Source organism: Bordetella tumbae (assembly GCF_054780995.1).
In genome coordinates, this window is sequence record NZ_BAAGVG010000004.1 from 99866 (window position 1) to 126084 (window position 26219).

Annotated in this window: 23 protein-coding genes and 2 tRNA genes; 9 read left to right on the plus strand and 16 right to left on the minus strand. The window is 57.3% G+C overall.

The window, feature by feature from the left end; genetic code table 11:
- Window positions 1-5 precede the first annotated feature (5 nt).
- The 3 genes from ACYVI2_RS03780 to ACYVI2_RS03790 form a co-directional block, all read right to left on the minus strand.
- Window positions 6-1298: an aspartate carbamoyltransferase gene (locus tag ACYVI2_RS03780; RefSeq protein WP_415821218.1), complete on the minus strand. Its 1293-nt coding sequence runs from the start codon at window positions 1296-1298 to the stop codon at window positions 6-8.
- Between the two features lie 92 nt (window positions 1299-1390).
- Window positions 1391-1825, minus strand: coding sequence for a BPTD_2524 family lipoprotein (locus ACYVI2_RS03785; RefSeq protein WP_415821219.1), 435 nt, complete (start codon window positions 1823-1825; stop codon window positions 1391-1393).
- Window positions 1826-1932: 107 nt separating this feature from the next.
- Complete coding sequence (locus ACYVI2_RS03790) at window positions 1933-2061, minus strand: entericidin A/B family lipoprotein (RefSeq protein WP_094820556.1); 129 nt, start codon at window positions 2059-2061, stop codon at window positions 1933-1935.
- Between the two features lie 176 nt (window positions 2062-2237).
- Here ACYVI2_RS03790 and ACYVI2_RS03795 point away from each other — a divergent pair, with 176 nt between their 5' ends.
- Entirely contained in the window at window positions 2238-2597 is a 360-nt protein-coding gene (locus ACYVI2_RS03795; RefSeq protein ID WP_415821220.1) for a hypothetical protein, read from the plus strand.
- Window positions 2598-2686: 89 nt separating this feature from the next.
- Here the strand turns inward: ACYVI2_RS03795 and ACYVI2_RS03800 are convergent, their stop codons facing one another.
- From ACYVI2_RS03800 to ACYVI2_RS03810, 3 genes are all read right to left on the minus strand, one after another.
- The gene (locus ACYVI2_RS03800; protein WP_415821221.1) at window positions 2687-3028 is read right to left on the minus strand and encodes a hypothetical protein; all 342 of its coding nucleotides are present in this window, start codon (window positions 3026-3028) and stop codon (window positions 2687-2689) included.
- 110 nt (window positions 3029-3138) lie between these two features.
- Window positions 3139-5139 (minus strand): DUF4139 domain-containing protein, encoded by a 2001-nt coding sequence (locus ACYVI2_RS03805; RefSeq protein WP_415821222.1) that lies wholly within the window; start codon window positions 5137-5139, stop codon window positions 3139-3141.
- Between the two features lie 237 nt (window positions 5140-5376).
- Window positions 5377-5453, minus strand: a tRNA-Met gene (locus ACYVI2_RS03810).
- 609 nt (window positions 5454-6062) lie between these two features.
- Between ACYVI2_RS03810 and ACYVI2_RS03815 the strand changes: the two genes are divergently transcribed.
- Window positions 6063-7523, plus strand: coding sequence for an aminotransferase-like domain-containing protein (locus ACYVI2_RS03815; RefSeq protein WP_415821223.1), 1461 nt, complete (start codon window positions 6063-6065; stop codon window positions 7521-7523).
- A gap of 163 nt (window positions 7524-7686) precedes the next feature.
- Here ACYVI2_RS03815 and ACYVI2_RS03820 read toward each other — a convergent pair whose 3' ends face one another.
- Window positions 7687-7932 carry a hypothetical protein gene (locus ACYVI2_RS03820; RefSeq protein WP_415821224.1) on the minus strand — a complete coding sequence of 82 codons (246 nt, stop codon included), beginning with the start codon at window positions 7930-7932 and terminating at the stop codon, window positions 7687-7689.
- A gap of 122 nt (window positions 7933-8054) precedes the next feature.
- Here ACYVI2_RS03820 and ACYVI2_RS03825 point away from each other — a divergent pair, with 122 nt between their 5' ends.
- The gene (locus tag ACYVI2_RS03825) at window positions 8055-8375 is read left to right on the plus strand and encodes a hypothetical protein (RefSeq protein ID WP_415821225.1); all 321 of its coding nucleotides are present in this window, start codon (window positions 8055-8057) and stop codon (window positions 8373-8375) included.
- Window positions 8376-8423: 48 nt separating this feature from the next.
- Here ACYVI2_RS03825 and ACYVI2_RS03830 read toward each other — a convergent pair whose 3' ends face one another.
- On the minus strand, window positions 8424-9704 hold the full coding sequence (locus ACYVI2_RS03830) for a glycosyltransferase family 2 protein (RefSeq protein ID WP_415821226.1): 1281 nt from the start codon (window positions 9702-9704) through the stop codon (window positions 8424-8426).
- A gap of 283 nt (window positions 9705-9987) precedes the next feature.
- On the minus strand, window positions 9988-10581 hold the full coding sequence (locus tag ACYVI2_RS03835) for a BPSL1445 family SYLF domain-containing lipoprotein (protein ID WP_415821227.1): 594 nt from the start codon (window positions 10579-10581) through the stop codon (window positions 9988-9990).
- Window positions 10582-10777: 196 nt separating this feature from the next.
- On the opposite strand from ACYVI2_RS03835, the gene ACYVI2_RS03840 reads away from it, so the two are divergent.
- From ACYVI2_RS03840 to ACYVI2_RS03850, 3 genes are all read left to right on the plus strand, one after another.
- A complete protein-coding gene (locus ACYVI2_RS03840) occupies window positions 10778-11983 on the plus strand; it encodes an MFS transporter (protein ID WP_415821228.1) in 1206 nt (401 codons plus the stop codon).
- 127 nt (window positions 11984-12110) lie between these two features.
- Window positions 12111-12638: a 2,4'-dihydroxyacetophenone dioxygenase family protein gene (locus ACYVI2_RS03845; RefSeq protein WP_415821229.1), complete on the plus strand. Its 528-nt coding sequence runs from the start codon at window positions 12111-12113 to the stop codon at window positions 12636-12638.
- 87 nt (window positions 12639-12725) lie between these two features.
- Window positions 12726-13445, plus strand: a complete 720-nt coding sequence (locus tag ACYVI2_RS03850; protein ID WP_415821230.1) for an SDR family NAD(P)-dependent oxidoreductase — start codon at window positions 12726-12728, stop codon at window positions 13443-13445.
- A 2-nt stretch (window positions 13446-13447) separates the two neighbouring features.
- On the opposite strand, the gene ACYVI2_RS03855 is transcribed toward ACYVI2_RS03850, so the two are convergent.
- A complete protein-coding gene (locus tag ACYVI2_RS03855; RefSeq protein ID WP_415821231.1) occupies window positions 13448-14992 on the minus strand; it encodes an EAL domain-containing protein in 1545 nt (514 codons plus the stop codon).
- Between the two features lie 380 nt (window positions 14993-15372).
- Between ACYVI2_RS03855 and ACYVI2_RS03860 the strand changes: the two genes are divergently transcribed.
- Window positions 15373-16161: a helix-turn-helix domain-containing protein gene (locus ACYVI2_RS03860; protein WP_415821232.1), complete on the plus strand. Its 789-nt coding sequence runs from the start codon at window positions 15373-15375 to the stop codon at window positions 16159-16161.
- Between the two features lie 109 nt (window positions 16162-16270).
- Window positions 16271-17170 (plus strand): LysR family transcriptional regulator, encoded by a 900-nt coding sequence (locus ACYVI2_RS03865; protein WP_415821233.1) that lies wholly within the window; start codon window positions 16271-16273, stop codon window positions 17168-17170.
- Window positions 17171-17292: 122 nt separating this feature from the next.
- On the opposite strand, the gene ACYVI2_RS03870 is transcribed toward ACYVI2_RS03865, so the two are convergent.
- From ACYVI2_RS03870 to ACYVI2_RS03880, 3 genes are read right to left on the minus strand one after another with little or no spacing between them, the layout of a single operon-like run.
- Window positions 17293-18252 carry a Bug family tripartite tricarboxylate transporter substrate binding protein gene (locus tag ACYVI2_RS03870; RefSeq protein ID WP_415821234.1) on the minus strand — a complete coding sequence of 320 codons (960 nt, stop codon included), beginning with the start codon at window positions 18250-18252 and terminating at the stop codon, window positions 17293-17295.
- Window positions 18253-18288: 36 nt separating this feature from the next.
- Window positions 18289-19434, minus strand: a complete 1146-nt coding sequence (locus ACYVI2_RS03875) for an acyl-CoA dehydrogenase family protein (protein ID WP_415821235.1) — start codon at window positions 19432-19434, stop codon at window positions 18289-18291.
- A gap of 21 nt (window positions 19435-19455) precedes the next feature.
- Window positions 19456-21120 carry an FAD-binding protein gene (locus ACYVI2_RS03880; protein WP_415821277.1) on the minus strand — a complete coding sequence of 555 codons (1665 nt, stop codon included), beginning with the start codon at window positions 21118-21120 and terminating at the stop codon, window positions 19456-19458.
- A gap of 146 nt (window positions 21121-21266) precedes the next feature.
- Between ACYVI2_RS03880 and gcvA the strand changes: the two genes are divergently transcribed.
- Complete coding sequence (gene gcvA / locus ACYVI2_RS03885) at window positions 21267-22169, plus strand: transcriptional regulator GcvA (RefSeq protein WP_415821236.1); 903 nt, start codon at window positions 21267-21269, stop codon at window positions 22167-22169.
- A gap of 10 nt (window positions 22170-22179) precedes the next feature.
- Here gcvA and ACYVI2_RS03890 read toward each other — a convergent pair whose 3' ends face one another.
- From ACYVI2_RS03890 to rpoD, 3 genes are all read right to left on the minus strand, one after another.
- A complete protein-coding gene (locus ACYVI2_RS03890; RefSeq protein WP_415821237.1) occupies window positions 22180-23400 on the minus strand; it encodes a CaiB/BaiF CoA transferase family protein in 1221 nt (406 codons plus the stop codon).
- Window positions 23401-23650: 250 nt separating this feature from the next.
- A tRNA-Ile gene (locus ACYVI2_RS03895) sits at window positions 23651-23729 on the minus strand.
- Window positions 23730-23744: 15 nt separating this feature from the next.
- A complete protein-coding gene (gene rpoD / locus ACYVI2_RS03900) occupies window positions 23745-26003 on the minus strand; it encodes an RNA polymerase sigma factor RpoD (protein ID WP_415821238.1) in 2259 nt (752 codons plus the stop codon).
- Window positions 26004-26219: the final 216 nt, after the last annotated feature.

Sequence of the window (26219 nt, forward strand, 5' to 3'; positions counted from 1 at the left end):
GACCATCAATCCAGCCCGTGGAAAATCGAATCGTCCGGGCCGATATGCGACGGATGTTTCCACGTCACATCGCGCATCGAATGCTGCACCAGACCTTCCACCCCTAGCAGCACCGCGAAAATCGCCATCCGGATCGGAATACCGTTATCCGTCTGACGGAAAATCGCCAGACGCGGATCGTCATTCAGATCGACGCTCAGATCGTTGGCACCGGGCCGGCTATCGCGAGGCAGCGGATGCATGACGATCGTATCGGGTCCGCAATGCGTGTCGATCGTCGCGCGGCTGATCTGAAACTCGGGCGTGTAGCCTTCGCTTTCCTCGTTGGCGAAACGCTCCTTCTGCACACGCGTCGCATAAATTACGTCTGCGCCCGCCAAGCCCTCTGCCAGGCTGCTTTTTTGCTCGATCACATTATCGTTACGGCTAGCCTGTTCGATGATGTAGTCGGGCATTTCCAGCCCTGGTGGGGAAATCAAGGTGAACTTGATGCCCTTGTACAAGGCCAACAGCTTGATCAACGAATGCACTGTACGGCCGTATTTCAGGTCGCCGACCATGGCAATATGGGCGCCATCGAGCAGCTTACCCAGCCGCGAGAACTCGGTCAGAATCGTGTACAGGTCCAACAGTGCCTGGCTGGGATGCTCGCCCGGACCGTCGCCGCCATTGACGACGGGGATATTCGTAGCCTGCGCAAACTCGGCGACCGAGCCTTTATCGGGATGACGAATCACCATGGCATCGACGTAACCGCTCATGACGCGACTGGTGTCGTAAATCGACTCGCCTTTGGCCATCGAGGAAAAGGTAAAGCCGGTGGTATCGCACACCGAACCGCCCAGGCGGCAAAAAGCCGAACCGAAACTCACGCGCGTACGCGTACTGGCCTCAAAAAACAGGTTCCCCAGCACCGCCCCTTCCAGGACGCGAGATACTTTTTGCCGACGGGCGACAGGCTGCATCAGGTCGGCTACGCGGAACAGATCCTCGACCGACTCGCGGGTAAATTGATCCACAGACAGTAATTGGTGTTTGCCATTCACTGCGATCCGCTCTCGCAACGGGCCGGCCTGTGCGCTCTGCGTATACTTTTCCAGCAAGGCGCTGTTTTGTACGATTTCACTGACAAAACGCTCGACCACCTCGGGCATCGCACGGAATTCTTGCGATCCTTCTGGCAGGAGCCATGTGTCTAGGGCACGTCGCTTCACGCCGATACGGGTGGCGAAGACATCGCGAGTCAGATTGAGGCGACGCATGGCGTCGCGTAGAAAGGCTTGCTGGGAAATGGACATGGCGGCCCCTGGGTTGCTAATGTACGCAATGCGTATATTAAACCCAGGATTTCGTGCGCCGCAAGCGATTTTCTATCGCGACTCGAGGAGCGTTATTGGCGGTCCAACGGACGGCATACCGGCGTCGCGCTCTGGATCGAGGCTTTGGCTGCCTCGATCTCCGCCTGATCCCACTGTCCTTGACCCAGCACCATGACGGTGACGTTCGACGCACTGGCGCCGTCCGATTGGGCTCGAATGATTTCCAGGATTTTGGCGGGCTCGGTCTGCTTGAAAATCCGAATCTCATTGGGCGCGCCCTTTTCCCCCAAGGTCTGATGCGTTTGATACACCACACCATAAGGATGGGTGCGTTGCTCATGGCAAACACGCACATACTCGCCCGCGCGGCGATGCGCCGCCTGGACATCTGCCTGTACCGAAAAAGTTTCTGTTGCTCCTGGAGGATCGCCGGACAACAACCCTTTGCTGGCGCAGCCGCTCAATACAACGGCAATGGTCAACCCTGCCAGACCCAAAATGCGCATAGTCATTCCCACTAGATAGTGCTAATGGTGGCATTATGCATCACTAGCCGCACGTCGCGCGGCGTGCCGCTCACGCAAACCGAGTGAGTGAGCGGCGGGCGCCAACCTTAATCAGCCGCGCGCTGAATGCTTTCACCGCCCTTTTCGATATCCTTGCCGGCCCCCGCAATCGTATTGCACCCCGCCGAGATGGCGGACACAGCAAGCAGAACGACGAGCAAAATGCGATTTTTCATGAGTTCTCCTGTGACGACTTATCATCAGGGCCAGACCTACTGACCCTGCAGCCGGACTTCAGATCCCCGGCTCGGTAATCATGCACCGTTTTTTAACAAATCGCCAAACAAATCAATATGCCAACAGTGCACACTGTGTCATACACGCCAAAGCTCTCATAAGGTAGGATGACGGTATGCGACATTCTTCTTCTACGCCCGGCGATGCGGACCAAGGCTGGGGCTGGCAACAGCCCGGTCACGGCCAAGCCGCATTGGCATTATTCATTGATGATCTGCACCATGTATTGCAGGCCCATGCCGCGCGACGGCTAGCCAGTGCAGCCCCCTTGAGCGTCGCACAGGAACAGGTCGACGCCCTGCTCGCCCGCTATGTAGAGAAGCGCAAAGCGCCGGAAATTTTCGAGGGGCAATCGGTCACCTTGAAAGAAGGCACCGACCGGGATGGCGTATCGCACACCGTGCCGATCTTTTCGCCACATCTGAAGCAGGCCTTGGTGGCCATGCTGGGTCAACCGGGCAAGCAGACCCAGTAATTAACAGTACTGCGGCGGCGCCACGTACCGATTCATACGAACCACAGGGCCGCCCACGCACAGGCAGGCCCTATCCATCATAGCGTGCGCTACTGTTTGGCTGCTGCCTGCATCGGGCCCGACCACGGCTCCGTTTCCAACACCAGGCGCGTTTCTTGAAAGCCCCCTAGCCCGCTCTTTAGTAACCCCGTATTCAACGCCTGGCCGATAGCGCGCCGGCACAGCGTTTCAAAATCGTCAGATAGCGATTGGAATGCTCCATCGGGAATACGCAGCCGCAAGCTCGCATCCGCCGAATCCGCCGTAGCGGCGGCATCCCCTATATGAACATGTGCGGGATAACCATGCGGGCACCAAACGCCCACATAGTACTGTCCCTGCGGGCCGATATCTGCGATATAGCCGGGATGATCATACTTGGCTGTACCCATGTAACACGTCTCCTGAGAAGAGAAAGCTGATAATCCGCCTGGGCATGGTATCCCATGCCCGGCGCGGCTGCTACAGTGGGATTTACCCCAAGACAAACCATGCTTCAGCCTCAGAACGTCCTGAGAATCTGCTGCACTTTGCCCTCGAGACTGTGAACGTCGTCTTCCATCGCAGCTCGCTTGTCGCTCAGCCCGCGGATTTCGTTTTCGCTGCTCTCCAGCTGCTTCAGATAACGCGTGCTCAAATCGCTGCTCCCCGGCACCGCGCCGAGATTCTGCCGAATGCGCTCCTGCTCACCCACCAAGCGCTCGCGCGCGTCGTCCAGATCCTGTAGAGCGGCCTGCGCCTCGACCTGTTTTTTGCGTGCCTCGGCCAACTGAACCAGCTTGGCCGCCAAGGCCTTGTCGGGACTGGATGCCGACCACGCCAATAACATGTCGGGTGCCGTATCAACCACCGCATAAGCGTTGCGCTGCAACTGCTCATCCACGGCTTCCAACGTCTTTTCCTGGCCCGCCGCCACAGTGGCCTTTAACCGATGATGGGTAGCGGTTTTGCCATCGCTTTCAGGTGATGAGAAGGTCCACCCAGATCGAACGGGATGCTCAATCACGACAACACGCTCACCGTCCAGGGCACCCGAGACGGTGTACCGCGTCACGATACGGGACTTTTGCGTCAAGCGCAGCAGCCCGTCCACCACCTTGATCTCGACGACTTCATCGACCGGTTTTTGATCCTCGGCAATACTCACCTTTCGGTCTGTGGCAAAGCTGGCCAAACGCGTGTCCTCATTGGGCAACCCTACCAACTGTGCATCACCGACATAACCCGACTGAGCGTCATAAATCGTGAGAATGCCGCCCGGCAGACTGACACCCGTCGTGTTCTTTAGCATCAACGCAGCCACAGGATGCGGTGACGATGCGCCCGCCTGATACACGGACACCATCGTGGCCGGCACCTCAGCATCAACAATAGGCGTGGACAAGGTGTCGCCATTGCCCAGATCGTAAGTACCTGGCAGCGCAAATGTGGCGGAAATATCGCTTTCACTGGCCGCGGCGCTGTCCTCGGCGGAGGCCGTTGCCCCGCCATACTGATCCGCCATGGCAACGGGTGCCGGCGCTGCCTCCAACATTGGCGCGGCAGGTGCGGGCCGAATCGCCCTCATCCTGGCCGCCCCCGTCGAGGCAGCAGCTCCTGCCGCTTGCTCACGATTCGCCAGATTTCCCGTATCCGCCCTGGGCACATTGGTCGAGGCCGTATTCACCGGCAGCTCGTATCGATTCTTCCAATACAACTGGTGCAGACGCTGCCTGAGCGTTACGGGATCCGCAGACGTCAACACGATTTTGACGTGCTTCCAGTCTTCGCCACTGGCATTTTCCAGTACTGTCCAGGCCTGCAATCGGGCTTTGCCATCGTCCTGCGCCACGACCTTATATGCTGTCTTCCATATGGGTGCGGCGATTACGTACGAGACATCGACATTGCTGTTCGATGCGCCTGTCAGATTAATATTTATCACGCGCGACCGGTCGTTCTTGGCCCGCCCGATCGCGTCGGCGGCCTCGGCGAGCTTGTCCCTCAGCGCGGCGTCATCGACACTGATAGAGGCGTCTTGCGACAACTCCAGCGTCGCGACCGCGCCCGAGGATGTCAGCGCAGACAACAGGAAAAACTGGGTGCCATCGGCGCCTTTGCGCGGCTCGACTCCCAGCACCTTGCCCTGCACCGTTTTGCCATTACTCGTCACGGTAACGGCTGCGCCCTGCAAAGCGGTCAATAGCGCAGGCACCGAAGCCAGCGCCTGAGGCGGAAACGGCAGACCCTTGAAACTTTCCTCGAGCGGCCTGGGCCCGACCAACGAAAAGCCCGACACAGAGGCTGCCGAGCTATTGAGCACCAGGCTTTTCAAAATATCATCGACCTGATCGAGCGGCACCTCCAGACGAACAGAGCCGTCGTTCACCGGCGCAGCCCTGACAATCTCGGCCAAGCCCCCCGATGACAGCCTGACTTCGCGTATCGAGCCATTATCTGACGCCCAAACACTCATCGGCGCCAACACCGCGATGCACAAGCTGACGACGGTACGATCGAACATGACTCCTCCTGCGCGCCCTATGCGCTGATTCTCAGGTCGTACTATAGCTATAGCCGAGCGTCATGCGCGCATAAGGGCGGCGCAAAAATTCAACACGGGTGTTCGCAGAGGTGCACTACAAGCATGGCGATGACGGGCCAGCTCTGACAACGACTTGATCCGGTCTTGGAAAGACGGCGTCCACAGCCGAAAAAACAAAACGCCCCCGGCGAAATTCGCACGGGAGCGCTTGAAATTTGGTTGCGGGGGCAGGATTTGAACCTACGACCTTCGGGTTATGAGCCCGACGAGCTGCCAGACTGCTCCACCCCGCGTCTGATGTTTGTAATCATAGCATAATATTCGATGCGCTGCATCAACTGCTTCGCCCATACACGCCAAACCGGGCGTGGCCGTATACATAACAGATGCGTCAGCCCCTCTGCCCTGAGCAGGATCGAGTGAGTGTCTTCGAATACATAAGACTCGCCCTGCCGCAACGGCGACTGGGCGATGTACGGCATGGCGTCACCGTCACGGGGAATGGATTGATGCTGGATGACACCGCCTGTCAGACAGATCAGTACCGTGCCACGAACGCCGTACACAGTCTGTGTAGAGCCAGGGGGCAAGACGATTTCTTCCGTCAAGCTGGATGTGCTGGTGCCGGGTGCGCTGCTGCTGGTCATGATGGCGTTCCTGTCGAGAATAGCTCGGGCCGGACAATGGCCAATCCCGAGTTTGTCTAGATCGGGCGATCTCGAAAAACCGCCCAAAACCGTCCAGTCAGATTACGCGCCCGCCCTTCATCGCAACAGACACACAGGCTTGTTTTCTGTGCCGTAACAGACAGCATTTTGGGGATCTGTTATGGTCGTCTTTCCCGCAAACTGTGTATTACGGTTTGGCCCGATCGGGCTCATGATGTTGAGATGGATGTGCCTATGACCTCCCCTCAAGTTCAGCCGACTCACGATCAGCCTCTGTATCAACGGCTGGCTGATCACTATCGCCGAGCCATTGATAACGGCGTATTGGCGCCCGCAGAGCGCATGCCTTCGGTACGCAATCTGGTCCGCACCCATCGCGTCAGCCTGTCAACGGCGCTGCAAGCCTGCCGGCAACTCGAAGACGATGGCCTGATCGAAGCCCGCCCACGCTCCGGATATTTTGTCCGCGCCAAGCATCGCACGGTCATGCTGCCGGCATCCGAGCCGGATCCCGGGGTACTGCCCGGCCCGGCAAATTATGTGGGGATCCACGATCGTGTCTCGGAATTCATCGCGCAATGCGAGCGGCACACCACCAGCATCAACCTGGCCCTCGCCGCTGCCGCCCCCGAGCAGTATCCGGCCGAGGCGCTCAAGCAGGCCATGATTCGCGCAGTGCGCCAACATCCCTCGATGCTGGTCGATCGCGTACCGCCCCACGGCCATCCAGAATTGCGTACGGTCCTGGCCAGGCGCGCCCTGGAGCTGGGAATGAGCTTGGGGCCGGACGATATCGTGGTCACGCACGGCTGCATCGAGGCCGTCAACCTGGCGCTGCGGGCGGTTGCCCGACCGGGAGATACCGTTGCCGTGGAATCACCGGTGTACTTTGGCCTGCTGCAGATCCTGGAAAGCCTGGGCATGCGTGCGCTCGAGATCCCGACCAGCCCGCAACACGGCCTGTCTGTGGACGCGCTGGAATTAGCACTGCAGACCCACCCTCACCTGCGCGCCGTGGTCGTGGTGCCTAATTTTCAAAATCCGTTGGGCTGCATCATGCCGGATACTGAAAAGGCGCGGCTGGTGACACTGTGCGAACGCCATCAGATTGCTCTCATCGAAGACGATACCTATGGGTTGCTCTGCGATGACAATGAATTGCGGCCGGCTATCAAATCCTGGGATCACACGGGCAACGTGATTTATTGCGCCTCGATGCACAAGACCCTGGCGCCCGGCATGCGATTGGGCTGGATGACGGGTGGCCGCTGGGCCGCGCGCGTGGCCATGCTGAAATTTGCGCAAAGCCGATCGAATGAGCCCCTGGCTCAGGTCGCCGTCGCCGAATACATGGCGTCCAAAGCCTATGATCGACATCTGATCCGTCTGCGCCGCCAATTGAAGAGCCAGCGCGAGCATATTGCCGAAGACGTGGCTCGATATTTCCCGCCCGGCACTCGCCTGAGCATGCCCGAAGGCAGCATGCTGCTATGGGTGGAAATGCCCGGCCAACGATCCAGTACAAAGGTCTTTGAACAAGCCTTGGCGCATGGGATACGCATCGCCCCCGGCACCATGTTTTCCAATTCGGACCGCTATAACCATTTCCTGCGACTGAGCTGCGGCTCGCCGTATACGCCCCAGATGGCTCAGGCCATGCGCACGCTCAGCAATATCGTGGCCGAGACAGACTAGCGTCGATCGCCCCTCCTTTGGCCCGATTCTTGCGCATTGATGTCAGGATTTAACCGCCAGGGGTAAACCCTTGCCCCACAAGGACGTTTTCTTTCTTTGCCCGAGCTATCCCAAGGGTTGTCCACAGAAGCTGTGGGTAAGTCGAGCGGCCTGAACAGTGAAATTATTTGATAGCGGCCAATACACTGTCACGTACGCTTTCAAAACCCGCCACATACTGCGGATTCTCAGAGCGTGCCAACAAGCTGGAATAGTTCTGCTCCAATTGCGCCTCGATCGCCTCGCGCAGACCGGGCGACGATTTGGCCAGGTGCAGCATCGACGACAGGACCGAGTTCAACGCATCAATGCGCCCGCCCTGGTGCGAAATCGTGTGCACAATAACAGCGATTTGTTCTTGAATATCCATGAAAACCTCGTGAAGAATGATGCTTGGCGGGCATGCTAGCATGCCCGCCAATGATAGCTATTGCGCTTGCACAGAGCATCCCTGTGCTTTGTAATAGCACAGATCTTATTCGTGGAATCCTCATGCTGCTTCGCCCGCTCACTTATGCTTTGACGTTTTCGCTGCTCGCTGCCTGCACCAGCATGAGCCAAACCACGCCCACGGGGCCCGATACGTATCGAGTGACGTATAACGCAGGCGCCAAATGGCAGACGTGGGTAGAAGTCAAACACATTGCGCGCGAGCAGGCCGAGGCTCATTGTGCGTCGATGAACAAGCGCATGACGCAACCCAAAGTGACATCCAATCACGCTACGGGATTGATGCCCAAAGAGGCGACCATTGATTTCACGTGCGAGGCGTTACCGGCACCCGCACCGTCAGAACAAAAATCTGGCTCGTAAACAAAGCCACGTAGTGCAATCACCCTGGTTGAGTCTTGCAAGCAAGAATCAAGAGGCTCCCCCTACTGGGGGGGGTTCTGTGCCCTGGCCGGCGATTTCGGCCAATTCCCAGTCGCCGAGATTCGTCGCGTAATCCCGCTCGAGTGGGCGTCTGCCTCCAAACGGCTCCCGCGCCTCGACCTGAATATTGTCTGGACCCGACACGCGATACGTCACATGCCCCCATCGCACACGGGCTGCCCAATGCGCCGCGGCAATCACACTCAGGTGAAAGACATCCACAATCGGCTGCAGACAGCCCAATACGATTTGAACGAGCCGCACAGACCCGGAATCAGGCATGTCCATCTGGCGAGACACTTCGCTGATCCCATATTGCTTGAATACGCCCAGGGTCATCAGCGATGCCAGCACCCACATGGCAGTGCCTTCCATCACGGCAAACCACATGGCAGCCCCCCATCCGGACAAGCGCAGCCCGACAACGCACAACCCCAGCCGCCACAATGCGGGCCGATAGATACGGCACATCTGATACTGCCGGCGAGCGAAATGCCACGCCGATACAAACGATTGCCGGTTGGGCGACGGCACTAACAAGGATTTATGCGTCCCGACGCGCAGTCCCAGTTCAGCAGCACGGCGAGCCAAGGCCAAATCATCGGAAAGCACACGATCCAATAGCGACCGCAGATCCAGGCGCTGCGCGACCAGCGTCGTCATGGCGATGCTGCCTCCCCATGTCACGCAAGCACAGTCCAACTCTATGCGTGGCAACAAGGTAATCGCACGATCAGCGGCCGTGACAAAATGCGCGCCGATGCGGTGTTTGGCGACTTGCTGCCAGCGATGGCCGCTAATGATGTCGTATTGCCCCGAAACGATAGGCCAAACCAAGCCGCCCAACCATTCTGAGTCGGGCACGATATCGCCATCCATCAAGACGAGGACTTTGATCTCGGGATCCAGCTGATCCAGTGCGGCTTGTTGATTGCGGCATTTTTGTGCCTGATGGGTGGCGGGACCCGCGACGACCAGTTTGATCGGGAAGCTTGCGTTGTGAGCTTCGGCCTGAACCCTGGCATAGGCGGGATCCAGCTCGGATTCGACGGTGACAAGCAGACAGGCCGGACGCAGCGTCTGCTTATTGAGTGCCTCGAGCAGCGCTCCGAACGATCGGGCCTCGCCCGTCAGCGGCAGAATGACTGACACTGGCACGCAGCCGGTCGGGCGGTATTCGCGCAGCGAAATCAAACGCAGGATCACGCTCAGCAAAGAGATGACACTGATGCCAATCGCAGCGACATAGAGAGCGTAGACCAGAAACACGGATACCGACCATCAAAGTGAGCCTGCTTTGTCTGCAGCCCTGTCCCCGGGGCTGTGCCGATACACGAGCCAAAGTGAACGATTTCGTGACAGCCCAGAAAATCTCACACCTTGATGTATTTGGACAATACTATCACGGAAAAAGTCTAAATATCACGGGTTGATACCTCCCCATTAAATACAAAAAATGGCCGCCAGTCTTGCCAGACTGGCGGCCATTTCGCGACGAAAAACGATCTGAAGCAGGTAAAGACGAGCGCCCGAAAGACGCTCTCGTCTCCTATCAGAGGTCTAATTTGGCAATTTTTGCGCCTTCGAGTGAAACACCTGCCATCAGCCCACCGTTGTTGAGAACAAAACCAACAATGGGTTGCTGAGCAGTATTGGTATCAATGCTGCCGTTCGCCCCTACATTGGCAACAGCCACCGTCGCATCCGCGCCTACCGTCCACCCATTACTGTTGCGGAATTTTTGCAAGGCTTCATCCGTCATGAACAGCAGAATGACCGCCTTGGACTGCGCACCCGCCTGGAACCCTACCGAACCCGCCGTGGTGCTGTAGTACCCGGAATCCACGCCGCCCACCCGCAGTACGCCCTTGCCATGCTGCGCACCTACGATAAAGCTCGCACTCAACACAGACGGAAACACCAGCACACCCTTGGCACGCTCGACCAGAGCCTTGGCCTGTGGCGACGTCTCGTACAACTTGCTCAGCGTGGCGTCCGTTCCGCTGTTGATTTCCTGCCTCTGTTCAGCGGCGCTGGCTGAAGCTTTGTCCGAGGTCGTGGTGCAGCCGGAAAATACGAGCCCAGCCACTGCAACCGTCATCGCCGCCATCGCAGCGCGACGCATCGTCGGGAATGTATTAAGCATGAGACGCTCCAGTTGTTATTGAGGAGCCTTTCACTCTACTCGCCTGTTGATAGCCAAATTGCGTGAGCCTGCAAGACATCCCTGCCAATCGCAACAAGGCAATTCGTAATCAGGGGAATTGTGGCTCAGGGTAATTAACTGTTACTTACGTGCCTGATACCATACCCCTCATCCCGAAGCCCCCCTGGAGCGGCGCGTGCGCCCGAATAAGCAGCAACAAGCAGCATTACCGTTCTTTGACAGCATGTTGCTTGGTATCGCCCAAATATTGATCTGGGGCGGCTCTTTCTTTTTGCTCGCCGTGCTGGCCGAGCCCATTCATCGTGATACCGGATGGTCCATGACCTGGATCTATGGTTCGCTGACGATCGGCGTCCTGGTATCGGCGCTGCTATCACCGCGGGCCAATATCTATATTGCGCGTCGTCACGGCCGCAAGGTGCTCATTGGATCGAGCTGGATTGTGGCGGCCGGCCTATGTGTAATCGGCCTCGCCCCCAACATCCCCGTATTCGTAATCGGATGGACGCTGATCGGCGTGGGTATGGCGGGAGGCCTATATGACCCATTGTTCACAACACTGGGGATCATGTATGGACAACGGGCTCGAGCCGTCATTAATGCGATCACTCTCATCGCAGGTTTTGCGACGACCATCGTCTGGCCCGTACTGGCCTGGATGGTCGAACCGCTCGGATGGCGCGTGACCTGCTGGGTTTACGCAGGCGTGCTGGCGGCCACGATGGCCCCGCTCTACTTGAAAGCCCTCCCGCAGGACACAGAGGCTGATGCGGCCTCGCCCGTTCAGAAGAAAAACATTCAAGCTGCAGTCCCATCAGGCAATGTCTCACGCGGCACCTATTGGCTGCTCTCGAGCGTGTTTTCAATTGCCGCCATCTTGATGACGGCAGTATCCGTACAGATCATTGCGCTCTTGCAAGGCGCCGGGCATAGCCTTGCCTCGGCCATCGCGCTCAGCGCACTGATCGGGCCCAGCATGGTGGCCATGCGCGTGATCACATTCAGCATCAAAAGCCTGCATCCGATCTGGATGGGGTTGCTCTCTGCGGGCTTTGTCGCAGCGGGATTGCTATTGATTTTGATCAGCCCCCAGATCGCGGCACTCGGCATGGTGTGCTACGGCATAGGAAACGGACTGCGCGCGCTGGTGCGCGGCACCTTGCCGTTGGCACTGCTGCCGTCGACCATGCTGGCCCCCGTGATGGGCAAACTGGCTCGATCCTCGCTCCTGTGCCAGGCGTTCACCCCGTTAGTATGCGGCGTGCTTATCACTCATATAGGCGCGATGGGCACACTGTCTGTTCTGACCGCGCTGGCCATCATGAATCTAGGGTTGACGTTCTGGCTGCAAAAACGCGTCGCGCTAGTGCAGCCCGCCTGATCCGCTTCGCTTTCCGTTTAAACCACGGGTTAATACCTATAAAGCGCACTTTTAGGTCGGTAGCGCTCGCCCTATAATGTCCATATTATAACCATATATTCTATATTATGGACAAAGGAGCGATGTGATGCCCGTTGATAACAAAGAAGCCAACCCGATGATGCCCTATCAATACCCTAACCCGGTAGAGGCATTACCCGAAATTGTGGTGGAGAGTGCTATCCCCAAGGACGAGCGGCTGTGGGTCCCGCAGGCAGAAAACGTGTGGTTCCGCCCACTCTGTCTGAACGCCAGCCAGGGCTACTGGATGAATCTGCTGAAGGTGCGCAAGTCCGGAGTATTGAGCCGGCATCGCCACCCGCAAGCCGTGCATGGCTTCGTCCTCAAAGGCAAATGGAAATATCTGGAGCATGACTGGTGGGCACAAGAAGGCTCCTACGTGTTCGAACCGCCGGGTGAAACCCACACCCTCTATGTCCCCGAAGACTGCGAGGAAATGATCACCTATTTCCAAGTCAACGGCGTGATGTACTACACCGACCCCTGGGGCAAAGGCAACGGATACGAAGACGTATTCACCAAGATCGATATGTGTAAACGACATTTCGAGGCCGTGGGATTAGGGGCGGACTATGTCAAGCAATTCATCCGCTGATCATGGCCGAACCAAGACGCAGGCAAGGAGGGCACCCTCAACGCACCGGCCTACCGGCCTCACAACACAGCAAAAAAGGAACGCGAGATGACGTTCACCAGTAATTTGTACGCAGGTAGAACCGCGCTGGTGACTGGCGCTACGCAAGGCATCGGCGCAGGCGTCGCCAATGCACTGGCACGGCTCGGCGCAAAGGTGATAGCTGTTGGCCTGGGCCGCGGGGACGGATCTCTGGATGACAATGTACAAGTCATCGAAGCCGACGTAACCAAACCGGACCAGGTCAATGCCATATTCGCGCAGATCGAGGCATTGGATATGCTCGTGAACTGCGCGGGGATCATCAAACGCGGCGAAGAGCTGGATCCCGATGTGTTTGATCAGGTCGTAGCCGTCAACCTGAGTGGCACCATGCGCATGTGCGCCGCTGCGCGCGAGCTGCTCAAAACCAGCAACGGCTGCATCGTCAATATGGCGTCGATGCTGAGCTTTTTTGGGGGCGGCCTGGTGCCCGGCTATGCAGCCAGTAAAGGCGGCGTGGCGCAGTTGACGAAATCCTTGGCCATTGCCTATGCCAAGGATGGAATTCGCGTCAATGCGATCGCACCGGGGTGGATCGCCACGGCATTGACGCAGGCGCTGCAGGACGATCCCCAGCGGGCACAGCCCATTCTGGCTCGTACGCCGCTGGGGCGCTGGGGTACGCCGCAGGACGTTGCCAATGGTGTGGCATTCTTGTGCTCGCCTGCGGCATCGTTCATGACGGGTGTGGTGATGCCGGTCGATGGGGGATACCTGGTCGTCTGAGATCAGTAGGCGCGCCGGGCATCGGCACGGGGTTGCGCCAGGAATGCGATGAACTCCGCGGCAGGCAACGGTTTCGAGAAATACCATCCCTGGGCAAACTCGATTCCCTTGCCGGTCAGATACTCAAGTTGAACCTCAGTTTCCACGCCTTCTGCAATACACCGCAGATTCAGCGTTTTAGCCATATCGATGATATGAGGCAAGACGGGGCTCTTTGCTGTCACCTGGCCGATCGTGGCGACGAAGGATCTGTCAATTTTTATCATGTCAATCGGTAGAGCCTCCAGGTAGGTGAGACTCGAGTACCCCGTCCCAAAGTCGTCCAGCGCAACAGAATGACCGGCCGTATGTGCGCGCTGGATAGACTGGCGTGCCGATTCGACATCCATCAAACCGCGTTCTGTTGCCTCGAGCCAAATTTGTTCACTGGGAATGCTGGCCTCAGCCAACAGCCGTCGCAATACGCTCAACACCCGACCTGATGACATGTCCGCGGCGCTGACGTTAATGGAGATATGCAAATCCTTTTCTGCACGCAGCGCCTCCGCCATATCGCGGACCACCGTCTCGATGACCTGATCCGTGATCGAAAAGATGAGCGCGTTCTTTTCCGCCTGGGGAATAAAGATATCTGGCGCAATGTACTCGCCATTCGGCTGCGGCCATCGCGCCAGCGCCTCTGCCCCGACACACGCGCCGGTACGGATGTCGATTATCGGTTGATAATGAACCGTGAACGCATGCTCCTTGACCGCGGTGGCTAGCCTGCCTTCAATCGAGGCGCGCTTTCTGATCACGCCCAGTCCCAAAAAGATAAAGAGGACAGATATCACGAGCGCAATCGGCAGCATGACGAAGAGCAGCTTGCGAAACTCCGTATGAACCACTCGGATAGGGCTCATGGCGATGGCGGTCCATGGTCCTTCTTTGGCGACAGAATAGACATGCGAGTCTTGTGAGCCCGGCGCCGGCTTTCTCTGCAAGAGACGCACCAACTCTCGATCTGGATGGTTTTTTTCGATGACCAAACCGGCTTGATCCAGCGTCACGGCCAGCTGCTCGTCCTCAGTGCTCACGATGTCCGTGAGATTACGAGGGTCTACGAGCACCTCATTGCTGCCGACATAGAGCAGAACACGCGGCTCACTACCCGCCATCTGCGTCGCCAGGCGGGGAATCATATGCAAGCCGTTGTCCATCACATAGGGTATCGCCTCGCTGCGAGGCATGGCGACCTTCGGCGGGCCGTAATCACTGCACTTCAGTAGACCATTCTCGCCGCGATAACCCATCCCCACAATAGACCGATTATTCGCGACCAGGCGTCGCATCTCAGTGATATGTTCCTCCGAACACGGGATGCTGGCATAGCGCTTTATTTCATCAAGAGCTGCCTTGGCCTCGTCGAGCGTCGCCTGCGTACGAGAGAGCATGCTCTCGCTCAAGTAAGTCAATTGACGCTGATAGGAATGGAGAGCCAGGTTCCAGGAGATCAGGACAACGCCAACGATGGGGATACAAAGACTAGCAATAACAAGCAATACCACGAGCGATCTCGAACGAGCCACTCCCATAATAAATAGCCCTTCTCACTGGAGAGAGCCAATGTTATAGCACTACAGGCGCGGCTGAGATAGCAGTATGTTCTACCTACGGCAGGGGCGTCGATCTCAGGCGCGACGTGGCAATTCTTTGCATGGAATTACATCACGCGGTAGAGATGTTTGTGCGAGGAACAGTGACCTATCTAACTTCAACACCGAGATCAACCTTGCAGAACCGATACTTATTATCGGGACAGATGACTTTCTTTGGGCGTCACGATTCCGTAGGATTGAACGAAATGTTTAAAACCTGAGGCGCCGAGAACCCCTACATGCGGGCTCCTGAGCGTCAGCATCGTTCCTGATTGCCGCAAGAAAATACCATGCCCGTATATCTGTCTATAGATGATGCTTCTCTGGCGCATCGCACTAAAGAGTATCTTGGTCAATTTGGCTACTCGTCCGTCCAGATCGAGAGTAGCCACCCAGTGGCATCGACAGCGACGCAGATACCCAGTCTAGGCGTCTATATTGTCGATGTCAGGGACGACGCGCTTTTCATGAGGCTGCCTAAATTCCGCAGCGAGTCCCCTCATCATTTTGTCTTAGCCATCGGTGCCTTCAACGACGAAGCCCATAAGAGCCAGGCGTTACTTGCAGGCGCCGATGCCTGTCTTAACAGTGACTTTGGCGCCATAGAACTCGCAGCAAATCTGCATACGTTTTTCCGTAAGCATCCGGTTGCGCTCTCGGCGCACTCCCCATTCGCCCCATGCCCCAGACCCGAAGCCGCGCGGTCGATCAAGCTAACCCGCAGCAACGCGAGTGCGCCAGACGCAAATACAAGAGAAACCTGGGCGCTTTGTCACGACTCCTGGATCCTGCAAACCCCTGCGGGCAGCAAGCTGGAACTCTCCAAACACGAGCGCCGGATCTTTATTGAGTTATATCTACACCCCGACACGCCCGTCGATTTGTCGTCGATCGAGCAATTCGATCATGACCAGACAGATGGTGAGGAACCTGCAGCTGCCGGTCAGTCCGCCATGCGTACCCTGACTGTCGCAATCAGCCGCTTGAAAAAGAAAGCCATTCTGAATGGAAGCAAACTGCCGCTGATGAACGTACGACAACAGGGGTATATGTTCTTCGGAGAACTCATTCAAAAATAACGATTTAGCGGGTGCGTGCTGCCCCTGTTCATTCCTGAAGCCTTGAAGCGCGTTCCGAGATAGATGGTTATAGTGTCAACTATTACATACAGAAATGTGACCTATTTCTATGGACATGTTGGCAGCAATGCGAATATATATTCGCGTCGTAGAGTGCGGGACGCTTTCTGGCGCTGCGCGCGAACTGAACGTGGGCCAACCTGCTATCAGCGAGCGTTTGGCTCGGCTGGAGGACCATCTTGGCATCCAGCTCCTGACCCGCAGCGCACGGTCGCTGTCTTGCACCGAGGCCGGCAGAAAATTCTATGAACTAAGCATAAACACCATCGAAAGTGTCGATGGGGGTTTGCATGCGATCAAGTCTTTAGACACCAGTCCGTCGGGGACGTTGTGTATCGCTGTGCCGATTTGTTTTGACGACTACATCATGTCGTCTGCCCTGCTGAAAATTCGCAGCATTTTTCCCGAAGTCAGAGTTGAACTGAGGTTCTACGACGTGCAATCGGAATCAATGGGCGACGATGTCGACTTAATGATTCGGGTGGGGCCGACCAAAAATGAAAGGTTGATGGCATTTGACGTCGGGACGATTCACGGCCTGTTATTTTGCTCGAAAGAATACCTTGAGAAAAATAATGGCATACATCAAATCTCCGATCTGGAAAAACATCCCTTTATCAATCAACCCGGATTTTCTTCTGGAGAGAAGCTCTCGCTCGTCAATGACCAGGGCGGTAAAGCAGAAGTCATGATCAACGAAGTGATGGCGATCAACCACTGGGGCGCGATCTTTCAAATGATAAAGGAAGGACAAGGTATCGGCCTATTGCCGAATGTGATGAGCCTGTCTGCCACTGCCGAGAAAACGCTGGTCAGGATTTTCCCTGGCTACCGAACCGAAAAATCGGTGCCGGTATTTATCATGCTGCAAGAACGCCTGAAGAATTCGCTGAAGATCAGGAGCGCACTGGAAGCGATCAAGGATGCAATCCGGGGATGCGATAGCTAGTGCCGCGGGCGCTATCGCTCCAAAGAAACGAATAGGACCTCGAGGGTGACAGTATCATGCTCCCCGAGGCCCTGCAGGCAAGGCACAACACGGCCAATGCGCCAAATAGAGCAAACTGCGCCTCAATCCAGATGCACGCCCACACGATCCACCACCACCTTCCAATGCGCGGAGTCGCTCGAGACAGCCGCGGCAGTTTGTTCCGGAGATGACGGACGCGGCGTAATGCCAATGGCCAGCAGCTTTTTTCCCAGGTCGCCTTTTAACGCTGTCGTGACGACTTGATTGACCTGCTGCACGACCGCCTCCGGCGTCCCCGCCGGGGCGAACAAGCCGTACCAGGTCATCGATTCAAAACCCGGATAAGTTTCGGCAACAGTGGGCACATCTGGCAGTGCCGCCACACGCTCACGCGTCGTCACCGCCAACGCCTTCAGGTTCTGACTCTGTATCATGCCGATCACGGCCGGCACCTGATGGAACATCGCATCGATCTGTCCTCCCATGAGGTCCGTGACAGCGGTACCGGAAGACCGATACGGAACGTGCTGAATATCAACATCCGCGGTCATCTTGAACTGCTCTGCCGCGAGATGCATAGAGGTCCCGTTTCCGCTGGATCCATAATGCAGTTTACCGGGTTGGGACTTCGCCAGTGCTACGAAATCGGCGAGTGTGTTGACTGGCAGATTCTTGTTCACGATCAGCACATTCGGCACGTCGCCCAATATAGAAATCGGAGCAAAGTCCTTTTGCGTATCGAAAGGCAGCTTCCTGTAGATCAATGGATTGATCGCTTGCGTCGCCGAGGTGGCGACATACAACGTGTAGCCATCCGGAGCCGATTTTGCTACGACATCGGCGCCGATGTTACCTCCCGCACCGGGCCGCGGCTCCACATACACCGTCGCTCCAGTCTTCGCATGCAGTTGCTCTGCTATTTCCTGAGCCAGCATCTGGGTCGCTGCTGCGGCCGAAAAGCCATGCACAATGCGGATGGGCTTTTCGGTCGGCCATGATGCAGCCAGGACAGGGGAACTCATGAGAACGCCTAATGCGCCCATGATCAAAGCTTTTTTCATAGTTATCGACTCCTCCAGTACGTTATTTATCAATGGCTAGTGAAAAGCATCCATGCCAGTCAGCTTTCGGCCAATAATCAACTGATTGATCTGAGTGGTCCCATCAGGGATCGTGAGCATGCGTGCGTTTCGGAAATGACGCTCGACGGGAAACTCACGCGTCAAACCAAATGCGCCATGCACCTGTATGGCCTTGGATGTAATACGCTGTGCGGCTTCTGTGGTGAATGACTTGGCAATGGCCGCTTCCATTTCGCAGCGTTTTCCCTGCGACATCATCGACAGCGCGCGGTACACGAGCAAACGAGACGCGTCGAGCTCGCTCACCATCTCGGCCAGCAATCCCTGTACGAGCTGATGTCCCGCGATAGGTTTTCCGAACTGAGTCCGCTCACCAGCGTAAGACACCGCGTTGTCCAAAGATGCTTGCGCGATGCCCAAAGCCAGAGTGGACACGAAACAACGTGAACGATCGAAGCCTTTCATGGTTTCCCGCAATCCCGCTCCTAACGTTCCCAATAGATTCTCGGCGGGGACCACGACATCATCGAACACCATCTGCCCCATGGACCAACCATTCAGGCCCAGCTTTTCTATTTCCCGGGTTTCGAATCCGTGTTCACGACGATCAACCAAAAACATGGAGAATTCTTGCTCCCCGGTACGTGCGACGACGATCGCGATGTCCGCGACAGAGGCATTGGAGGTCCACATTTTCTCGCCAGAAATACGGAAATAGTTGCCGTCTCGCGTTGCACGGGTCCGCATTTCGCGCACGCTCGATCCAATACCCGGCTCACTGATCGCCGAACAGCCGATGATCTCGCCACTCAGCATTCCCGGCAGATAACGGTCACGTAACGCGGCGGAGCCATTCGTGTAGAGCTTCAGCGCAGCCCCTTCGGCCACCCATGCAAGCCCGGCGGCATCCGGCGACACACGGGCCAGCTCCTCGAATAGCAAGCCGCTGGTCAGAAAGTCATAGCCCGTACCACCGCCCTCCTCGGGAACCCAACCCGATCCCACACCATAAGGCGCCATCATCGACAGCAACTGATGCGCGACGTCCGGCGAAAACGCATGATCGCGAAATGGCAAAACCATAGGTGCAATTTCATTTTCAACAAAACGGCGCCAGCCATCGAGCGCCATCCGTTGTTCTTCAGTAGGTTCAAAGTCCACAATGTCTCCAGCCAATGAATGTCAATGAATCGGAATTTCGCGCGGGGAAAATTGCCCATCTCGGTCGAATGAAAGATGCGTCAACCACCGCGTATCGCTTTGAGGAAAATCTGTACGCTGATGTGCACCACGGCTTTCCGTACGTTGCAACGCCGCTGCCAAGACCATGACGGCGCAGCGGGTCATGCGCTCTGTCTCCAGCAACGCTACCGCTCCTGCCAAGGTTCTGGCACGCATGCTTTGCAGCTCGACGTCGAGCTGCTCCAACGTTGTTAAACCTTGATTCAGCCCCGTAGCGCAGCGCCAGATTCCGGCATGAGCGGCTACCGCCTGCTGAATACGGTGCTTCAGTGGGACAGGGTCGCCCTGCTCCTCTCCCCACCAGCGGCTCAATGCACGTAGCGAGATATCAATCGGCGCTTCACTGGCACACTCCAACGCTCGCGCCGCGCGCGCCGCATGCCTTCCCGCTACTGCGCCAAAGACCAGCGTGTCACTGCAACCATTCCCCGCGATACGGCTGGCGCCATGTACGCCGCCGCAAGCTTCACCCGCGGCATAGAGAGCCGTTACGCCAGTCCATCCACAATCGTCGACGAGTATGCCGCCCATCGCGCTATGCGCTGCGGGTGCGACGATCACAGCCTGGTTTGCGGGATCTACGCCTGCCGCACGCAATCGCGAACAATGAGAAACATAGCTTTCCCGTGTATCGGCATCCAACGACGTGGCATCGAACCACACGCCGCCCTCAGGCAACCCCCGACCCTCGTCGATTTCCTGTTGGATATATAGAGCCATACGCGCCTTCTCGATCTGGCGCTCGGCATGTGGCGGGTTATACCGGAGCATGAATCGTTCACCCGCCGCGTTCCGTAGCTGTGCCCCGTCGCCCAGCATTGCGGTTGGCATCTCCATGCCGCGGCATTGTGACGGCCATATCGTTACCACAGGTTCGAACTGCATGAACTCCATATCGATCAGCGTCGCTCCCGCCTCATAGGCCATCGCACAAGCATCGCCGGCGACATCTACGGGATAAGTGCTATCTGCGTAGAGTTGTCCCAGGCCTCCCATGGCGACGACCACGGTGCGCGCACGAACCAGTGTCAGCTGCTCGGTGTGCGGCTTCCATAACAGTGCGCCCTGTACGCCCGCCTCTCCATGCAACAACCCGATGACCTTCTCACCGCCTCGTTCGACTACCCCTAGCGTTCGAGCATGCCGAATCAAGGTATCGATGACCGCACGCCCCGTTCCATCAGGCACGTATACAGAGCGCGCATAGGAGTTTCCGGACAGATGGCGCTGCAATGCACGCTCCCGTTCTGCTTGCATGGCAAATGGCACGCCCAGCGCCTGCAATTCGCGATAAGCATCCGCAGCGCCGTGCGCCAATCGCCTCACCAACCGCCTGTCATTCAGACCATAACCACCACGCACCATATCGTCGAAATAGACGTCTGGACTGTCCCGGTCATCGCAGTGTCCCAATGGGGCATTAAAGCCAATCACATAGGGTGAAGCGCCTCGTCCGCGATAGGCCAGCACCACTTCGACACCCTCATTACGCGCGGCGATTGCAGCACGATATGCGGCCATGCCACCGCCTAGGACCAACACATCCGTTCGCATCTCCGTGACTCGGCTGGCGAGAGATGCCGCCGGGCCCCGTATATCGCTCATGTCAGGTAGATCGGAAAAAGCCGTTTTAGTCATGCAATTTTGTCGTGATGAAAGTGAGCACGACTTATTCTGAGCCGCTTGGTATAGGTATAACAAGCGATGTGTGCTTGTCACATCATGAGCTTTTGGTATAACCTGCGTGCATTATGGGCTGGCAACTTCCTTCTCTCGCTGCGCTGCGGACCTTCGAGGCCGCGGCCCGTCATCTCAGCTTCACCAAAGCGGCAGTCGAACTCAACCTGACGCAAAGCGCGGTGAGCCGACAGATACGCGTCATGGAAGACTATCTCGGTGTTTTGCTCTTTGAGCGCGTCAAACAGCGGCTGGAACTGACCCAGGCTGGCCGTTCCTATGTCGGAGAGATCCGCTCTGCACTCGAGCAAATGCAAACCGCGACGATCAATCTGCTCGCAAACCGCGGCGCCGGCGGTATCCTGACCCTCGCCACACCGCCTGCGTTTTGCGTCAAATGGCTGATTCCTCGGCTGGACCGTTTCAGCGCAGCGCATCCGCAAGTGCTCGTCAGCCTGGCAACCCGAGCAAAACCCTTTGACTTTGAAGCAGAGAAAATAGACGCCGCGATTTACTTTGGACGTCGCGACTGGCCTGGCGTGATGTCAGATCGCCTCGTCGGAGAAGATCTGGTCCTCGTGTGCTCGCCCGACTACCGCAGCTCGCAGCCTCGCCTGAAACGTCCGACGGATCTTGCTGCGCATACACTGCTGCAGCAAATACACCGGCCAAATTGGTGGAGCGATTGGCTGGTCGCCAAGGGCGGCAGTACCGTCAACGCGTGGGCCGGTCCCCGCTTTGAGCACTTCTATATGATCATGCAGGCGGCCGTAGCGGGCCTGGGTGTCGCGCTGCTGCCACGCCTGCTCGTCAAAGAAGACATAGCAGCCCGCAGGCTCGTCATACCATTCGAGTCGCCATTCGAGGGCCAAGACGCATACTGTCTTGTTTATCCGCCGGCCAAACGTTCCGACACGAGATTGGAACTTTTGCGTCACTGGCTGCTCGAAGAAGCCGCCTCCGAGCGGGCTGGCTAGCGTAATCTCATCAGATCGCTCCAACCTCACGCAGCGCCGCGATACGGCCATTGTCCAGACCCAGCCACTCACTCAGCACTTCGCTAGTGTGCTCGCCTAGCGTAGGAGGCGCAGTCCACTGTGCAGCCACATCAAAGGCCGAAAACTTCGCGGCCGACCCCACCTGCGGCAGCTTGCCATAGCCGGGATGCTCGACCTCACAGAGCATCTGTCGATGTCTCACCTGGCGATGGGTGAATACCTGCGAAAGATCATTGACCGGTGCGCACGGCACCTTGGCCGCCTCCAACTGCCCCAACAAACCCTCGACTGAATGTTTCGCGACCTCATCATCCAGTGTGGCGTATAACGCATCCCTGTTCACGACTCGATCGGCTTCGCTCGCGTAGCGCTTGTCGACCAACAGATCCTCTCGTCCCAGCACCCCCAAAAAGGCGGCAAATTGATTCTGATAACCTGCCGCCACGACCAGCCAACCATCATTGGCCTGAAACGCTTTATACGGCACCAATTGTGAGTGCTCCGATCCCCATTTTCCGGGGACTTTGTCAGTCAATTGATATTCCAGCGCCACATTCGCCAGGAAGGCAACCTCGCCTTCCAGCAGGCTGGTTTCGACTTTCTGACCCAGCCCGGTTTCCTTGCGCTGAAGCAACGCGGCAAGCACGGCTGCATAGCAATTCATGCCGGCCACGATATCAAAGGCGGAGGTCCCCAACTTCACTGGCGCACCGTCCCGTTCGCCGGTGATACTCATATACCCCCCCAACGCCTGTATCGTCAGATCAAAAGCCCCTTGCAAATGATCCGGCCCGTCCGCCCCCAGGCCCGATATCGACGCGTAGATCAGCTCAGGCCGCTGCGCGGATAATCGTTCGTAACTCAAGCCCAATCTCGGCATCACGTCAGGCCGGAAATTTTCCAGCACGACGTCCGCATGCATGCATAACTGATAAGCCAGCTCCTTACCTTCGTGCGTTTGCATGTCTACTGTCACCGACCGCTTGTTGCGGTTTGTCGCCAGGAATGTGACGCCTATGCCTGCATGATATGGCGGCCCTTGTACGCGTAACGGATCTCCCGTGCCAGGGATCTCGATTTTGACGACTTCAGCCCCCAGATCAGCGAGCAGCATTGCGCAATAGGGGCCCGCCAGCACCCGCGTGAAATCAACGATGCGTATTCCGGTCAGCGGTTTAAGGGCTGTATTTACAGGGGCTTGCTGCGTCATGACATGTGTCTCCAGGGCTCCCAAACCGACAGTGGTTCAGATACCTGGAAATTATCGGCATGCGTTGCTCAACTGAAAAACGATGCGTACTCACATAGTCATGAGGAATATGCATGACTTTTGCTCCACGCAACGCCCTGGATCGATGTGGATGCGAAACCCCACCCACGCGGAATGGACCTTGTGCGGAAAAGCCTGCATTGCAAAAAAATGCGGGTTTCCGAACCAGCCGGAAACCCGCATATTTACTTGGTAGCCCCCCTCGGAGTCGAACCGAGCACCAACGGATTATGAGTCCGCTGCTCTAACCAGGCATGAGCTAGAGGGCCTTTAAAACTGACTGCTTATTGCCCTTCGAGGAAGCTCTTGAGCTTGTCGGCCCGACTGGGGTGGCGCAGCTTGCGCAGCGCTTTAGCCTCTATTTGTCTAATGCGCTCACGCGTAACGTCGAATTGCTTGCCCACTTCTTCCAAGGTTTGGTCGGTGCTCATTTCGATACCGAAACGCATACGCAAAACTTTGGCTTCACGCGGGGTCAGAGAGTCTAACACTTCTTTGACGACATCGCGCATCGAACCATGCAAGGCAGCATCGGACGGCGCTAACGTAGCCGTGTCCTCGATGAAATCACCCAGGTGCGAATCATCATCGTCACCGATCGGCGTTTCCATGGAGATCGGTTCTTTGGCGATCTTGAGGATCTTGCGGATCTTGTCCTCGGGCATGTCCATCTTTTGTGCCAGCGTCGCGGGATCGGGCTCGCCACCCGTTTCCTGCAGAATCTGACGGCTGATGCGGTTCATCTTGTTGATCGTTTCGATCATGTGAACCGGAATCCGGATGGTACGTGCCTGGTCGGCGATCGAACGCGTAATGGCCTGACGGATCCACCACGTTGCGTACGTGGAGAACTTGTAGCCACGACGGTATTCGAACTTGTCCACGGCCTTCATCAAACCGATGTTGCCCTCCTGGATCAGATCCAGGAACTGCAGGCCACGGTTGGTGTATTTCTTGGCGATCGAGATCACCAGACGCAAGTTGGCCTCGGTCATTTCACGCTTGGCCTTGCGAGCCTTGGCTTCGCCGGTGGCCATGCGCTTGTTGACGTCTTTGAGGTCCTTGAGCGGCAGGACGACGCGCGTTTGCAGGTCGATCAGTTTTTGCTGCAGTTCTTGGACAGCGGGGACTTGGCGCTCGAGCGTCTCGGAATACGGATGGCCTGCGGCGACTTCGGTCAACACCCATTCCAGGTTGGTTTCGTGACCCGGGAATACTTTGATGAAGTGGCTGCGCGGCATGCCTGCGCGATCCACGCAGGTGTGCAGCACGGCGCGTTCGAGTTGGCGAACCTCCTCGACTTGCGCACGCAGCGTATCGGCCAGCTTTTCCACCATTTTGGCGGTAAAGCGGATGCCCATCATCTCGTTCAAGATGGCTTCTTGGGAGTTGACGTAGATGTCGGACTTGTAGCCGTCCTGTTCGTACGACTGACGCATCGTAGCGAACTGCTTGGCAATCTCGTCGAACTTGGCCAAGGCCTTGACGCGCAGGTCTTCGAGCTGCTTGCTCGACATACCGCCGGCGGGGCCGTCATCGTTCTCGTCTTCCTCTGCCGTCACACCGGCGCCGGCGTATTCTTCGCCGTCTTCGGGGTCGACCAGGCCATCGACGACTTCGTCGATCTGCGCTTGTCCGTCGCGCACACGCGAGACGTGGTTGAGGATTTCGTTGATGGTGGTCGGGCAGGCCGAGATCGCCATCACCATGTGTTTCAGACCGTCTTCGATACGCTTGGCAATTTCGATTTCGCCTTCGCGCGTCAGCAGCTCGACCGAACCCATTTCGCGCATGTACATACGCACTGGATCCGTCGTACGGCCAAAATCGGAGTCCACCGTGGTCAACGCGGCTTCGGCTTCGTCCTCGACATCGTCGTCGTTGGACGCAACCGGCGCATTTTCGCTCATGAGCAGCGTTTCGGCATCGGGGGCCTGGTCGTAGACCGCGATCCCCATGTCGCTGAACGTGCTGATAATGCCGTCGATGGCTTCGGCGTCAACCAGATCGTCAGGCAGATGATCGTTGATTTCGCCATAGGTCAGGTAGCCGCGATCCTTGCCCAGCTTGATCAGCTGTTTGAGGCGATTGCGACGGGCTTCGTATTCCTCGGGCGAAACGGGGCCGCGAGCGATGAGGTCTTTGGGATCGGCCTTGCCACGCTTGCCGCCGCGCTTGGGCGGCTTGAGATCGGGCAGGACCTCGCCTTCGCCATCCATCGAATCGTCGAAGCCGTCGTTGTCGTTATTCGCGTTCTTCGCAGGACGCCCAGGACGACGGCCGCTGGATGGGCGTGCACCGCCGCCCACCAGATCAGCCAGCTTGTCCTCGGCTTTTTTCGTGCGCGTTGCCTTGACCGCTTTCTCTCCGGTTGCGGGCTTTGCTGCCTTTTTGGCAGCGGTTTTCGTTGCTGTTTTAGAGACCTTCACTGCCGCTTTGGCAGGCGCTTTTTCCGCTGCCATGCTGACAGCACGCTTGGCCGTCTTGACCGGCGTGTCGGTCGCATCATTTGCAGGGGAGGTTTTGCCTGATGTTCTGGTCATAGTCGCTTCCGTGGTCGTCGCAACCCGTGATTGGGGCTATTGCACCGCAAGAACCGGCCGCACGCGCCAAAGCGCCGCGATCCGGTCGATGCGGGTAAAACAGGCAAGCGCGCTGAAATCGCGTGCGTTACATTGTCTGTAACGCGGGCCGCTCATCGGACCCCACAGATACTCCTCTCTGGCCAATTGGCCCAGGAGCATCTCGTATCGCGAACT